12 protein-coding genes and 1 pseudogene are annotated in these 14,578 nt (G+C 68.7%); 7 read left to right on the top strand and 6 right to left on the bottom strand.

What is annotated here, in order from left to right; genetic code table 11:
* The first annotated feature begins 123 nt into the window (after nucleotides 1-123).
* Nucleotides 124-774, top strand: coding sequence for a TetR/AcrR family transcriptional regulator (locus H0264_RS29725; protein ID WP_181580615.1), 651 nt, complete (start codon nucleotides 124-126; stop codon nucleotides 772-774).
* Nucleotides 775-885: 111 nt separating this feature from the next.
* Nucleotides 886-1,743, top strand: coding sequence for an SGNH/GDSL hydrolase family protein (locus H0264_RS29730; protein ID WP_181580616.1), 858 nt, complete (start codon nucleotides 886-888; stop codon nucleotides 1,741-1,743).
* A gap of 124 nt (nucleotides 1,744-1,867) precedes the next feature.
* Here H0264_RS29730 and H0264_RS29735 read toward each other — a convergent pair whose 3' ends face one another.
* The 3 genes from H0264_RS29735 to H0264_RS29745 all read right to left on the bottom strand — a co-directional run bounded on the left by H0264_RS29735 (nucleotide 1,868) and on the right by H0264_RS29745 (nucleotide 4,767).
* Nucleotides 1,868-2,272, bottom strand: coding sequence for a hypothetical protein (locus H0264_RS29735; RefSeq protein WP_181580617.1), 405 nt, complete (start codon nucleotides 2,270-2,272; stop codon nucleotides 1,868-1,870).
* A gap of 96 nt (nucleotides 2,273-2,368) precedes the next feature.
* Entirely contained in the window at nucleotides 2,369-3,307 is a 939-nt protein-coding gene (locus H0264_RS29740; RefSeq protein ID WP_181580618.1) for an NAD-dependent epimerase/dehydratase family protein, read from the bottom strand.
* Between the two features lie 35 nt (nucleotides 3,308-3,342).
* On the bottom strand, nucleotides 3,343-4,767 hold the full coding sequence (locus tag H0264_RS29745; RefSeq protein WP_181580619.1) for an MFS transporter: 1,425 nt from the start codon (nucleotides 4,765-4,767) through the stop codon (nucleotides 3,343-3,345).
* A 71-nt stretch (nucleotides 4,768-4,838) separates the two neighbouring features.
* Between H0264_RS29745 and H0264_RS29750 the strand changes: the two genes are divergently transcribed.
* From H0264_RS29750 to H0264_RS29760, 3 genes are all read left to right on the top strand, one after another.
* A complete protein-coding gene (locus tag H0264_RS29750; RefSeq protein WP_181580620.1) occupies nucleotides 4,839-5,462 on the top strand; it encodes a TetR/AcrR family transcriptional regulator in 624 nt (207 codons plus the stop codon).
* A gap of 124 nt (nucleotides 5,463-5,586) precedes the next feature.
* A complete protein-coding gene (locus tag H0264_RS29755) occupies nucleotides 5,587-6,966 on the top strand; it encodes an MFS transporter (RefSeq protein ID WP_181585916.1) in 1,380 nt (459 codons plus the stop codon).
* A 118-nt stretch (nucleotides 6,967-7,084) separates the two neighbouring features.
* Nucleotides 7,085-8,266: an NAD(P)/FAD-dependent oxidoreductase gene (locus tag H0264_RS29760; RefSeq protein WP_181580621.1), complete on the top strand. Its 1,182-nt coding sequence runs from the start codon at nucleotides 7,085-7,087 to the stop codon at nucleotides 8,264-8,266.
* Here H0264_RS29760 and H0264_RS29765 read toward each other — a convergent pair.
* Nucleotides 8,217-10,644 (bottom strand): annotated as a pseudogene (locus H0264_RS29765) (heavy metal translocating P-type ATPase). The gene H0264_RS29760 and the pseudogene H0264_RS29765 overlap by 50 nt on opposite strands.
* 834 nt (nucleotides 10,645-11,478) lie before the next feature.
* Nucleotides 11,479-11,712 carry a DUF3039 domain-containing protein gene (locus H0264_RS29770; RefSeq protein WP_181580622.1) on the bottom strand — a complete coding sequence of 78 codons (234 nt, stop codon included), beginning with the start codon at nucleotides 11,710-11,712 and terminating at the stop codon, nucleotides 11,479-11,481.
* A 72-nt stretch (nucleotides 11,713-11,784) separates the two neighbouring features.
* Between H0264_RS29770 and H0264_RS29775 the strand changes: the two genes are divergently transcribed.
* Nucleotides 11,785-12,222 (top strand): DUF3099 domain-containing protein, encoded by a 438-nt coding sequence (locus H0264_RS29775; protein ID WP_181580623.1) that lies wholly within the window; start codon nucleotides 11,785-11,787, stop codon nucleotides 12,220-12,222.
* On the opposite strand, the gene H0264_RS29780 is transcribed toward H0264_RS29775, so the two are convergent.
* On the bottom strand, nucleotides 12,193-13,512 hold the full coding sequence (locus H0264_RS29780; RefSeq protein ID WP_420831996.1) for an MFS transporter: 1,320 nt from the start codon (nucleotides 13,510-13,512) through the stop codon (nucleotides 12,193-12,195). The two genes, H0264_RS29775 and H0264_RS29780, sit on opposite strands and share 30 nt — an antisense overlap.
* Nucleotides 13,513-13,600: 88 nt before the next feature.
* On the opposite strand from H0264_RS29780, the gene H0264_RS29785 reads away from it, so the two are divergent.
* Nucleotides 13,601-14,575, top strand: coding sequence for a GlxA family transcriptional regulator (locus H0264_RS29785; RefSeq protein WP_181580624.1), 975 nt, complete (start codon nucleotides 13,601-13,603; stop codon nucleotides 14,573-14,575).
* The last annotated feature ends 3 nt before the right edge of the window (nucleotides 14,576-14,578 follow it).

Raw genomic sequence — 14,578 nt, forward strand, 5'->3', positions numbered from 1 at the left:
GCAGTCCTCCTTCATCATCCCGTAGCGTCCCGGGATCGTTCCGGATCGGCGCGGGCCGAGGGCTAGAATCTGGACATACGCACAGCATGTCCGAATGCTGATGCACGACAAGGTCTGGGAGGCATGGGTAATCCCGCACGCGAGCAACCCCGCCAGGAACGCAGCCGACTGCGGCGCGAAGCACTGGTCCGCGCCGCACTGGAACTGATCGCCGAACAGGGTCCGAGCGCGGTGACCCATCGCGGAGTCGCGGCGCGCGCGGGACTGCCGGGAGCCACCACCGGGTACTTCTTCGCCTCGGTGCAGGACCTGATCGATGAGGCGCTCGCGCTGCAGGTCCACGACCGCATCAGCGAGTTCGGGCCGCTGCTGGACAACGCGCTGGCGACCCGGCCCACCCTGGACGATGTGCTCTGGCTGATCGCGACGACGGCGGCCCGATCCCGCACCGCCGTCATCGCCCAGTTCCAGCTGTATCTGGATGCCGGTCGCCGCCCCGAGCTGGAAGGCCCGGTCACCCAGGCGCTCGAGCAGTTCGAAGCGCTGGCCGCGCGGGTGCTGCGGGCTTGTGGCGCAGTCGATCCCGATGCGGCGGCGGAGCAGATCGTGGCCATGATCGACGGTTTCCTGCTGCATCGCCTCGGTCGCCCGCGCACCCGCGCCGCCGAGGCCGATTCCCTGCACCACGCCTTGCGCGCACTCACGCTCTCCCATCTCGCCGGGCCCGATCGTGATGCGGCGGATCAGCTCCTGCAACGACGCGTCGGCCCCTGAGCTCGGATTCACCCGGCAGGGCCTGGATTCACCCGAGGAATCTGTACATTCGCGCAGATTCGCCTAACCTGTACATCTGCACAGATAAATTCTCGATCGAGGTGAGACCAGATGCGTTCCACGCTGACCGCCGTGCTCGCGGCCGCCGCCTTCGCGACCCTGCCGGGCGCACCGGCCGACGCGACCCCACCGGACTATGCCGACTACGTCGCTCTCGGCGATTCCTTCGCGGCGGGCCCGCTCGTGCCGACCCAGAACATCGCCGCCGCGACCTGCCTCCAATCGGTCGACAACGGCTATCCGGCACAGCTGGCCGCCACCCTGGGCGTGCGAAACTTCCGCAATGCCAGCTGTTCCGGCGCCAAGGCGCAGGACTTCGACAAGTCCGGCCCGGGCTGGGGTCGCGGAGCGACGCCCCAATACGACGCGCTCACCGCCGACACCGATCTGGTGACCCTCACCATCGGCGCGAACGATGCCGGGCTGTTCCAGGATCTGCTCGGCTGCCTGAATCCCGTGCCGGGCAATACCACCCGCGATTGCGTGGACCGTTTCACCACCGGCGGCACCGATCAGCTCGCCGCCAAGGTGGACGCCTCCGCCGCGCACATCGGCGGCACGCTCGCCGAGATCGCCCGCCGCGCACCCCACGCCCGCATCGTGATCACCAGCTACGGCAAATACCTGCGCCCCGGCGGCTGCACCGATCTCACCACCCCGATCGGCCCACGCGATGCCGACTACCTGCAGGCCACCATCGACCGCCTCGGCGACCGCATTGCCGAACAGGCCACCGCGCACGGCGCGACCTTCGTGGACCTGCGCCCGGCCAGCCTCGGCCACGACGCCTGCGCCGCCCCGGCCGACCGCTGGATCGAACCCCTGCTCCCCGCCGCGGCCGCGGCACCGTTCCATCCCAATGCCCTTGGCGGACAAGCGTTCGCGGCCTTGATCGCGGCGGCGCTGTAGACCGCCGCCACAGCGCGTTGGACGCTGTTTCCCGCAGCCCGCCGTTCGGCAGTGTCATACCAGCGCGTTCGGCACTGGTTTCCGCAGCGCGTTCGGCACTGTGCTGCGCGGGGATTCGGCGGGCTCAGCGCGGCTCTCGCAGCGTTTTCCGGACCAGCGGCACTCGCGGCCGGCGGCGGCGGGCCGGGCGCGGCTGCGGCGTGCGCGGCGCGGCCGTGCGGCGGGCGTAGCGCAGCAGGTCCATCAGCAGATCCTCCGCTGCCCGGAATCGCGCGATGTCGACCCGCAACCGCCAGACCACATCCGGATCACCGGGTTCGAGCACCGTGGCGCGCACCGGCAGGACATAGCCCGCGATGCCGGCGTCGATCAAGGCGAAAAGCACTCGGTAGACCTGCGATTCGGGCAGATCCGCGAGCACGCCCCAGGCGCGGGCGTTCAGGCCGTTGGCCAATCCGCGGGCGGGAACCCAGTGCGCGGCGGCGGGCGGGCCCGCCCACGGATCGGGAACTTCACGTGCCGCAGTCATCGCACCCAACCATCCGCTGTGATTCCGAGGGGACCGGTCAGTCCCCCCTCATCATCTCGCAGAACCCGCGGAATCGTTCGAGCGCGGTCCTGCCGCTCAGGGCACGGCCACCGGTGACGTGCCGATTTCCAGGTCCGGGATCGAGGACAGGTCGGCGAGTGTCAGGACATTGTGGAGGTGGTGCACGCCCGGCGCGAGATCGACCGAGGCGCGGATGGCCGCGACCGTGAGCAAGGCGGTGGCCCGCGACTGGCCGCGTCCCCGCGCCCACGCCAGGTGACCGGATGGTGTGCGCGCCAACACAATCCACTCGTCGGCCCCCGGCATCGGCAACCCCCGCGGCATGGCTGCCGCGCCCGGAATCCAGGTCGCCAGCGCCAGCGCGGCCGTCGCGACGCGGGAGTCCAGGGCGAAATGGGTGCGTACGCGAACACCCAGATCGCGGGTGAGGACATGCTGATCGGAGAAGTCGGCGCGCACCAGCCGACGACGGCCGTGCCCGGGCAGGGTGAATACCCGTGGGCGCGTGTAGTTGCGGACGCGTTCGCCGCCGCTGCGGAAGGTCCGGCCGAGCAGGCGATAGGTCCAGTCGGTCGCGGCCACGCCGTGCGGCTCCCCCGCGCCGAGCAGGACGGCGATATCGATGGGCTCCGGCGACCGCGCGTGCACGGCGGCGGCCAGCAGATTGGTCAGTCCGGGCGCGAGCCCGACGCTCACGATCACCGGCCGGTCCGGCATCGACTTCTCCAGCAGCGCAACGTATTCGGTCGAGGCGGTGATATCGGCGAAGGCCGCTCCACACGCGGCGGCCTGCTCGGCCAGGCGCGGATCCTCGACACCGGCGGCATTGACGACGACGTCGATCCCCTCGACGGCCCGGCGGTAGGAGTGCAGTCCCGGGTCGGTGAGATCGACGGCGATATCGGCGCGGGCCGGATCCCGTCCCGCGACCACGACCGTGTCTCCGGCTCGGCGCAGTTCGGCCACCAGGGGTCGCCCGACCGCTCCGTATCCTCCCAGCACGAGAATTCTCATTGTCCGACTTTCCTTTTCGATGACACGGCGTCTGATCAGTGGGCGCTCACGCGCATCCCGGCCGGCGGCTTGCCCGCCGGGACCAGAACCACGGCGATCACGGCGACCACCACCGCGATCCCCGCGCTGAGAGCGAAGGCGCTGGTGAATCCGCTGGTGTCGGCTCCCAGGCTGCGCAGGCTGACCGCGGCCACCGTGGAGAGCACCGCGACGCCGAGTGCCGCGCCGACCTCGTGGAAGGTATTGATCAGACCGGATGTCACACCGGCCTGGGCGTGGTCGACGGTGGCCAGGGCCGTGGTGGTGGCGGTGACGATGACGGCGCCCTGACCCGCGGCCGCCACCGTGAGTCCGATGATCAAAGCGGTTGTGCCACTCCAGAACACGGGCACAGCGCCACCCACTGCGGCGACGAGCAACCCAGCGACACCGACCGGCCGATAACCGAACCGCCCGATGAAATGCCCGGCATTGTGCGCGCCGAGGATGGTGCCGATCGCCACCGGAACGAACAGCAGGCCGGTGACCAGAGCCGAATTGCCCTGTGCCTGCTGAAGATAGAACGAGCCGAGGAAGAACCCGGTGATCAGCAGACCGGTGGCGACGAGCATCAGCACCGCACCCGCGGCGATCGGACGGCGCACGAGCAGAGCGGGATTCAGCAGCGGACGCGCGATCGTGCGCTCGTACGCCACAAAGGCGATGGCCAGGACGACAGCCGCAGCCAGGGGACCCGCGCTGAGCGGGTCGGACCAACCGTGGTCGCCAGCGTTGATCAATCCGTAGATCGCGGATCCTACGGTGGCGGTGGCGATTACCGCGCCGAGCACATCGATGCCCTCACCGGGCCGTCCGGGCCGCTCGGGGAGGACGCGGGTCATGAGAGCCAGCAGTACCAGTCCCACAGGCACATTGACGAAGAAGATCCACGCCCAGCCGGGTCCGGCGGTCAGGAGCCCGCCGACGAGCACCCCCGCCGCCGCGCCGGTCCCGCCGAGGGCGCCCCACACACCGAGGGCCCTATTGCGTTCCGCCCCATGGAAAGTCGTGGTGATAACGGACATGGCCGCCGGTGCGAGCAGGGCCGCCCCGATGCCCTGGCCGACGCGCGCGGCGATCAGCATGGACGCGTTCACGGCCAGACCCGCCACCAGCGACGAGGCGGTGAACATCGCCAATCCGGACATGACCACGCGTCGCGCGCCGAACAGGTCGGCGGCCCGCCCACCGAAGATCATCAGACCGCCGAACAGCAGCGTGTAGGCGGTCACGACCCAGGTGGTGGCGGCGCGGCTCAGGTCGAGGTCCGCGCCGATGTCCGGCAGCGCGACGGTGACGACGGTGATGTCGAGGATGAGCATGAACTGTGCGATGGCGAGCACCGCAAGGGCTCGCCAGCGGCGTGGATCGGTGGGTGGCACAACCTCGTGGTGGTGCTGTGCGGGCGTCTGCGAGTGCATGACCGGCTCCTAAATTGAACTCTGATGTTCGAGTTATACCCCGGTATAGTGACGATGTAAATCGAACATCGATGTTCAAGAAAGCGGGTGAGTGCGAGGTGCCCCCAGCGGAAGCGAAACCGGCCCAGGCCAAGCGCGCCGACGCGCGGCGCAATATCGCCGCCATCCTGGACGCCGCCCAGGACTGCCTGGTCGCCGACCCCGATGCGAATCTGGCCGAGATCGCCAAGCACGCCGGGGTCGGTCGCATCACCCTGTACGGACACTTCCCGTCCCGCGCCGAACTCATCGACGCGGTCTTCACGCGCGCCATGGAGGAGAGCGACCGCACCCTGGACACCATCGAGCTGGACGGTAATCCCCGGGCCGCGCTGCGCAGGCTCGTCACCGCGTCCTGGCGCATCGTCGACCGATTCCGGTCACTGTTGATCGCCGCGCAGAATCACATTGCGGCCGAACGCATTCGCGACGCGCACGAAGGACCGCTGCGACGGGTCACCGGCCTGATCGAACGCGGCCGCGCCGAAGGTGTCTTCCGCGACGACCAGCCCGCGCAGTGGATGGCCACGGTGTACTACAGCGTGATCCACGGCGCGGCAGCGGAAGTCGCCGCGGGCCGCCTCGCGGAAGCCGACGCGGACACCCTCATCACCGCGACACTGCTGGGCGCGTACGCCCCGCCCGCGAACTCCTAACCGGACCCGACGTGAGCGTGATGCGCGTCACTCACGACTCGATTGCGGATACCCCCAGGGGGTATTATCTTTCTCAATGTCGAGAGAACAGATTGGAAAGGCCGAAGCGATGAGTTCCACACCGATGGTCAGCTCGCTCTTCCGCAATCGTGACTACCTCCGGCTGTTCACAGCTCAGGTGTCGGGCTTGTTCGGAACCGGATTGACCACCGTCGCACTGGGTTTGCTCGCCTACGAGCTCGCCGGCGGTGCCGCGGCCGCCGTCCTCGGCACCGCGCTGACGATCAAGATGGTGGTCTACGTGACGGTCGCGCCGATCGTGGGCGCCTACGCCGACCGCCTGCCGCGCCGCGCATTCCTGGTGGCGCTGCACCTGATTCGCGCCGGCGTCGTGCTGGCGCTGCCGTTCATCGACCAGATCTGGCAGATCTACGTGCTGATCGCGGTGCTGCAAACCGCCTCGGCCGCCTACACACCCACCTACCAGGCCGTCATCCCCGACATCCTGCCCGACGAACGCGAATACACCCGCGCGCTCTCGGCAGCCCAGCTGGCCGCCACCATGGAAACGCTGCTGAGCCCCATGCTCGCCGCCGCCGCGCTCACCGTCATGAGCTTCCACTGGCTGTTCGTCGGCACCGCAATCGGATTCGCCGTCTCCGCCGCCCTGGTGGTCGCCACCCGCATTCCGAACGCCACCGCCACCACCCAGGGCAGCTTCCGGGATCGGATCACCGTCGGCCTGCGCATCTTCGCCGCCACCCCGCGCCTGCGCGGCCTGCTCGGCCTGAACCTCGTGGTGGCCGCCGCCGGCTCGGTGATCATGATCAATACCGTCAACTACGTCCGCGACACCCTGGGCGGCACCCAGTCCGGCGTGGCAATGCTGCTGGCCGCCAATGGTTTCGGCACCATGCTCGTGGCGCTGGCCCTGCCCCGCGTGCTCGACCGACTCGGCGCCCGCCCGGTCATGCTGACCGGCGCGACCACCCTGCTTGCCGGACTGGCAGCCGCCATCACCCTGTCGCTCGCCGACGCCGGCGACTGGCGCTGGGCCGCGGCCATCGCGGTCTGGGCCCTGATCGGCGCGGGCACCGCCGCCATCCTCACCCCCACCGGGCAGGTGCTGCGCCGCTCGACCCAGCCCTCGGATCGCCCCGCCATCTTCGCCGCCCAGTTCTCCCTGTCCCACCTGGCCTGGCTGCTCACCTACCCGATCACCGGATGGCTCACCACCACAGCGGGATTCACCACCACCTGGGTGACCCTAGCCGTCCTCGCCACCGCCGGCATCACCGTCGCCCTGCGCATGTGGCCGAAACAGGATCCGGAGGTCATCACCCACCTGCACCCCGTCGGCACCATCGACCCCGACCGCCTCGGTGACGCCGAACTGGTGAACGAACGCTACTACCTCCACACCCACGTCTACGTCATCGACGCCGATCACCGCCACTGGCCGACGAAGACCCCGCGAGGTCTGGAAGTCACCGCGGCAGCCTGACAATCCGCCTTGTCGTCATGCGAGCGGATCCAGCACGGCCGCAACGCCTTTCACCCGTCCCCGCATTTCGTGAATCTTCTCACTCGATCTCAATACCCTACGGGGGTATGGTGCTTGCATGAGCACTTTGAATCGAATTGTCATCATCGGCGCTTCCCTCGCCGGATTGCGTGCGCTGCAAGCACTTCGGGCCGCGGAGTTCGCGGGCGAGATCGTTGTGGTCGGCGCGGAAGCACATCTGCCCTACAACCGTCCGCCGCTGTCGAAGAGTGTTCTCGACGGCGACGACGATGTCTCACTGCCGGGCGCGGACATCCTCGGCACGGATTGGCTACGCGGCAGGCAGGCGACGGCGCTGCGTCCGGAGTCGAAAACCGTTGTCCTGGATGACGGTTCCGAACTTTCCTACGACGGTCTCGTCATCGCGACCGGTGCCCGGCCCCGAACTCTCGACCGCCACCCCGAAGGTGTCCACACCCTGCGCACCCTCGACGATGCCCTGCGGCTGCGAGCAGAACTCGCCGCCGGACACGACCACCTCACCGTCGTCGGCGGCGGCTTCATCGGCAGCGAGGTGGCCTCCACCGCCCGGCAGCGGGGTCTGGCCGTCACCCTCGTGGACGGCGGCGCCCAGCCCATGCTGGCCACCCTCGGCCACCACGCCGCCCGCTGGCTCACCGATCTGCACACCCGCCACGGCGTCGAACTCGTAACCGGTTCTCGCGCAACCAGATTCGAAGGCGACGACCGCGTGACCGCAGTCCGTCTCGACAGCGGCCGCTCGGTCCCCGCCAAGCTCGTGGTTGCCGGGCTGGGTGTCGTGCCGAACACCGACTGGCTCGAGGGCAGCGGCGTGAAACTCGACGGCGGCGTCCTGGTCACCGACACCCTCTTCGCCGAGGGCACGGACTCCATCGTCGCGGCCGGCGACGTCGCCCGCTGGCCGCACTCCCGCCACGACCGCGCCCTCGTGCGCGTCGAGCACTGGGCGACCGCCAACGACCAGGGCGCACTCGCGGCCCGCAACCTGCTCGCCGGCCCGGCGGACGCACAGCCCTACACCGCTGTCCCGACCTTCGCCACCCGTATCCACGGCGCCCGCATCCAGACCGCGGGTCTCCCCCACCTCGCCGATGAGGAGCATGTGGTCTTCGGCTCGCCCGCGGATGATCAGTTCGCCGTGGCCTTCCTCGCCAATGGCACACCGGTCGGCGCGGTAGCGGTCAACGCCCACAAGGAACTGAACCGAATCAAACGTGTGATCGCCGAGCGCGGTTCCCTGGAGATACCGGCAGCCTGAGCAGCACCGCGCCCCGGCGCATCACAGTGCTTTTCACCGTCACCGGGGACGCGGTGGATGCGGTCGGGGCGGGCAGCCAGAGGCGTTTCAGCGATATCGCGTTCACGGCGACGATCAGGCTCGAGCCCGACATGGACAGGGCGGCGATCTCCGGGCGCAGGGTGAGCCCGAACGCGGGCTCGAAGACGCCGGCGGCGATCGGCAGCGCGATGGCGTTGTATCCGACTGCCCAGGCGAGGTTTTGGCGCATCTTGTGCAGGGTGCCGCGCCCGATGCGCAAGGCGGTCGGCACATCGAGGGGATCCGAGCGCATCAGCACCACATCGGCGGTCTCGATGGCCACATCGGTGCCCGCGCCGATGGCGATGCCCAGATCGGCCTGCGCGAGCGCGGGCGCGTCGTTGACGCCGTCGCCGACCATCGCCACCTTGCGGCCGTCCTGTTGCAGCGCAGAGATTCTCGCGGCCTTGTCCCCGGGCAGCACTTCGGCGAGGACGGTGTCGATACCCAGATTCCGCGCTACGCGCTCGGCGGTGGCCTGGTTGTCGCCGGTCAGCATGACGACCTCGACGCCGAGCTCGTGCAGTGCCGCCACCGCCGCGGCCGATGTATCCCGAGGCGCGTCGGCGATCGCGATCACCGCCACGGCCACACCGTCGACGGCCGCGAGCACGGCGGTGTGGCCGGTCCCCGCGAGCCGGTCGCGGTCACCGGCCAGCTCGCCCAGCGGGATTTCCTCCCGCTCCATCAGCCGCCGGTTGCCGACCGCGACCCGGCGACCGTCGACGACGGCGACCGCGCCGTGCCCGGGAATGTTCTCGAATTGCGTTGCGGCCGAGCTGTTCACGCCCACGTCTGCCGCGCGCCGTACGATCGCCGCCGCGAGCGGATGCTCGGATTCGCGTTCCACCGCCGCCACCAGAGCCAGCACGTCGGATTCGGGGTACCCGGGCGCGGTGACGACGTCGGTGACCTCCGGTTCGCCCTTGGTCAGGGTGCCGGTCTTGTCCATCACCACGACCTGGATGCGCGCCGAGGTCTCGAGCGCGATGGCGTTCTTGAACAGCACGCCGCGCTTGGCGCCCAGTCCGGTGCCCACCATGATCGCGGTCGGCGTGGCCAGGCCCAGGGCGTCCGGGCAGGTGACGACCACGACGGTGATGGCGAAAAGGATTGCGGCACTGAAGGGCCGATCGGAGAGCAGCAGCCAGGCCGCGAGGGTCAGCCCGCCGCCGGCCAACGCGACGAATACCAGCCAGAACGCGGCCCGATCGGCCAGTTTCTGGCCCGGCGCCTTCGAATTCTCGGCTTCCTGAACAAGTTTCACGATCTGCGCCAGCGCGGTGTCCGAACCAACCTTGGTCGCGCGGACCCTCAGGATGCCGTTGGCGTTGATGGTCGCCCCGATCACCGCGGACCCGGGTTCCTTGTGCACCGGAAGGCTTTCACCGGTCACCATCGACTCGTCGACCTCGCTGTCGCCGTCCTCCACGACACCATCGACGGCGATCTTCGCGCCCGGGCGCACCAGCAGCAGATCCCCGACCGCCACCTCGGCCGTCGGGATTTCGACCTGCACACCGTCGCGCAGCACCACGGCCTTGGGCGGGGCAAGGTCGAGCAGGGTGCGAACAGCATCGTTGGCCCCGCCGCGGGCCCGCATCTCGAACCAGTGGCCCAGCAGCACGAACGACGCCAGAACCGTTGCGGCCTCATAGAATACGTCCCCGCCGCCGGTCAGGGTGATGATCAGCGAGTAGCCCCAGCCCGCACCGATCGCGACGGCGACGAGCACCATCATGTCCAGGGTGCGCCGCCGCAGCGCGGCGATCGCGCCGTCGAAGAAGATCCAGCTCGAATAGAAGATCACCGGCACGCTGAGGAGCAGCGCGAAGATGTCCTGGCCGCAGTCCGAACGGCACCGGCAGATCTCGGCCGAACATCTGCGATCCCATCGGCGACCACAACATGATCGGGATCGAGAAGATCAGCGCGACCAGGAATCGGTTGCGCATGTCGGCGACCATCGCCGCCATCGACATACCTTCGTGCCCACCGTGCCCCATCGCCTCGTGCGGCGATCGCATCGCCTCGGCCGCCGGGGTGGGGCTCGGCTCGGCCATCGGATCGCACAGGTGCGCGGGCACCGACTGACCTGCGCAGTGGAAGCCGCAGTCACGGACCCAATCGGTCAGCTGGGCGAGCGAGGTGCGCTCCGAGTCATAGACGACCGTCGCGGTCTGCGCCACCGGATTCGCCGACACTTCGAGCACACCCGGGCGACGCCCCAATACCGCGGTGACGATGTTCTGCTGACTCGCCCACCGCATTCCACTGACATCGAGGACGGCGGTCGTGGGTCCGGTCCGATGATCCATGCTCGTTACTCCCAACCGCCGGCCCACCGATCCGGCTCCGGCACAATGTGATCCGGATTCAGACTGACCGCCGACCCCGAGTCTCCAGAACGGCCGATGGACCTCGGCAGAGGGCCGTTGGACCTTCATCCACGGCAGCAGCCGGGCTCCCCGACAACTCACATTCGGTTGTCACCCACGACCGCCGTGGCGGTGCGGGCCCTTCACGGGTCACATCACCATCGGCGGCAGGATGCCCTGCTGATGCAGCCACATCATGACCGTGTGACACATCTGCATCAGCGGCGACGACAGGTCCATGTGGTTCATGTCCATCGATCTCAACTCCTCGAATCCCGACCGGCGAAACGCTTTCAACCGCGTCGGCTTCGACGATCACACGACAAACCCAACCCCAGCAGAGCCCGAAGACCTCGCGCCCGAGACCAACGTCCTCAGTACCGGCGCGGGTCACGAACCGAGGGCCGGAGTCGGTTGCCGCCGAGGCCGAGAGGCCCGCGCGACGCCGAGCCGAGGCGCTACGAACGATCACGAAATAGCAGGCATCACACCAGGAATAGCCCCTTGCGTGATCTTCTCGCCGATGTTGTTCGTGGCCGCCCGGCCTGATCTCAGCCTGCCGTGGTCGGTGTTGGCGCTGCCCGATGGATCATGATCGTGACTTTGGTCGCCGTAGCCGCGATGGTGGCAACGCTAGGCAGTGCCGTGCGGTCCGCCGGGGCGCGGCCGGCGCTCGGCGATCTGCTGGCAATTCTGCGGCGAGGTGGTCGACAGTGACCGGCCGCGGCAGGCCGATGTTGTGCCCACCTGTGGTGCTGGCACGTGTGGCCCTGGCTAGTCCTTCTTCATCATCTCGTAGATGCGCTTGCAGTCGGGGCAGACCGGAGAGCCGGGTTTGGGGGACTTCGTCACGGGGAAGACTTCGCCGCACAGGGCTACGACGTGGGTGCCCATGACGGCGCTTTCGGCGATCTTGTCCTTCTTCACATAGTGGAAGAACTTGGGGGCGTCGTCCTGCGTTGTTTCGTCCGTGGTCGTGTCCGGACGTACCAGGGTGTCTGTGCTCACCCGTCCATGATGCCAGGTCGGGAATGAGCAGGGCATGTGCATCCGACGCTGTGTAGTGGAAGACTCGGGGGTATGCAGCAGGACGGGGAATCCCAGGGCGCGGTCGGTGGCGAGGGCGGGCGACCCGAGGTCGAATTCCGGCCCGCGGGTTCGATTCCGAAGCCGCCGCGGCCGGCGCAGGGGTATTTCCCGGGTGAGAAGGAACATCCGGCGCTGATCACGGAGGCGCAGACCTCGCTGGAACAGCAGCATCGGAATCGGGTGCGGCGGTACACGATCATTATGGCGTTCCGGATTCCGTGCCTGGTGGGGGCGGCGATCGCCTACAGCGTGTGGGGGAACTGGGTTATTTCGCTGCTGATCATCGGGGTGTCGATTCCGCTGCCGTGGATCGCGGTGCTGATCGCCAATGACCGGCCGCCGCGCACGCGGGAGGAGCCCAGCCGGTGGGACGGGCGGCGCAATCAGGCCGCGATCGAGTCACGGCCGCACAAGGCCATCGACGGGTGAGCGGCGAATAAATCCGGAGAACACTGCCGCGAGGGCGCACAGGCCGCCGGCGATGAAGAAGGCCAGGGCGTAACTGCCCTGTAGATCGCGAATGAGGCCCGCGCCGAAGGCCGCCAGAGCCGCGCCGATCTGGTGTGCGGCGAAGACCCAGCCGAAGGCGACCGGTCCGTCCGCACCGAAGTGTTCGCGGCACAGCGCGACCGTCGGCGGCACCGTGGCGATCCAGTCCAGGCCGTAGAAGATGACGAACGCCCACATGCTCGGCTTCACATCGGGTGCGAGCAGCGCGGGCAGGATCATGAGCGACAAGCCGCGCAGCGTGTAGTAGCCGACCAGCAGATAGCGCGAATCGACCCGATCGGTGAGCCAGCCCGACGCGATGGTGCCCGCCACATCGAAGACGCCGACCAGCGCCAGCAGCCCGGCCGCCGTGGTGGCGGGCATGCCGTGATCGTGGGCGGCGCTCACGAAATGCGTGCCGATCAGGCCGTTGGTGGATGCACCACAGATGGCGAAACCACCTGCGAGCAGCCAGAATACGGGCTTGCGCGCCACCGACGCGAGCACCGTCAGCGCCCGCCCCGCACCACCCGACACCGCGATGCGCACACCGACCTGGCTGCCCGGTTCCGCACCGTACGCGGTGACACCGACATCGCTCGGATAGTCCCGGATGAACAGCAGCACCAGCGGGACCACCGCCAGGGCCGTACCCGCCACGATCAGCGCGGGCAGCCGCCAGCCGTGCTCGTGCGCCAGACTCGCCACCAGCGGCAGGAAGATCAACTGCCCGGTCGCGCCCGCCGCCGTGAGCACACCGGTGACCAGCCCGCGCTGCCGCACGAACCACCGCCCGGTAATGGTCGCCACGAACGGCATCGACATGGACCCGACCCCGACGCCGACCAGCAGCCCCCAGGTGGCCACCAACTGCCAAGCCTGCGTCATGAATACGGTGAGCCCGCTCCCCGCCGCGATGAGCACCAGCGCCCAGGCCACCACCAGTCGAATCCCGAACCGGTCCATGAGCGCCGCCGCGAACGGCGAAATCAGCCCGTACAGCAGCACATTCACCGACACCGCCGCCCCGATGGTCCCGTGCGACCACCCGAACTCCGCATGCAGTGGATCCATGAGCACACCGGGCACCGATCGGAATCCGGCCGCCCCCAGCAGCGCGATGAAGCCGACCACGGCGACGAACCAGGCGGGGTGCAGGCGCGGTGCGCGGCGGGATTCGCCTGCGGCATCGGGTGATTCCAGTGCCGGATCGGTTCGAAGTTCACTCACCGGACGAGCGTGCCGGAATATGGGCTGGCGATCGAGTGGCCTGAATGCCACAATGCGTCAATATCTGGCCACTCCGGAAGGATCGCGTATGACCGGCCCACATGTGGTGGCGGTGCTCGCCGTGGAGCCCGTGGTCGGGTTCGATCTGACGATTCCGCCGATGGTGCTCGGCGCGGCCAAAGACACTGCGGGGCAACCGCTCTACGATGTGCGGATCTGCGGGCTGAGCACCGCCGGCGTCGAAGCAACGACCGGATTCACACTGGTCCCCCACCACGGCCCGCAGGTACTGGCCGAGGCCGATACCGTCATCGTCCCCGGCACCCGCGTGCCCGGACCGCGCACACAGGGTGTACTGCCACCGGATCTCGCGCAGGCGCTGAGCACCATCCGACCGGGCACCCGCATGGTCTCGATCTGCACCGGCGCGTTCGTGCTCGCCGCCGCGGGGATGCTGGACGGCCGCCGCGCCACCACGCACTGGGCGTTCGCGGACATGTTCCGTTCGCTGTATCCGCGCGTGCGGCTGGAGGAGAATCCGCTGTTCGTGCAGGACGAGAATGTCTGGACCTCAGCGGGTCTCGCGGCCGGGGTGGATCTGTGCCTGCATTTGATCCGCACCGATCACAGCAGTGCGGTGGCCAATCGCGCGGCGCGCTACTGCGTGGTGCCGCCGTGGCGGGAGGGCGGGCAATCGCAGTTCATCGAACGGTATCTGCCCGACCCCGGCCTGGAGGGTACCGCGCCGACCCGGGTGTGGGCGCTGCACCGTCTCGATCAGGATCTGGATCTGAATTCCCTTGCCGCGCACGCGTGTATGAGCGTGCGCACCTTCACGCGGCGGTTCAAGTCCGAGACCGGTATGGCGCCCGGCGCGTGGGTATTGCAACAGCGGGTCCGGCATGCCCGGCACCTGTTGGAAACCACCGAGCTCGGGGTGGACGAGGTGGCGCGCCAGGCCGGTATGGGCACGGCCGCGTCGCTGCGGCATCACATGCGCGCGGAGCTGGGTGTGTCACCGCTGGCCTACCGCAAGACATTTCGCGCGATCAGCATCGAATGAAAT

This window comes from Nocardia huaxiensis (assembly GCF_013744875.1).
Taxonomy (GTDB): Bacteria; Actinomycetota; Actinomycetes; order Mycobacteriales; family Mycobacteriaceae; genus Nocardia; species Nocardia huaxiensis.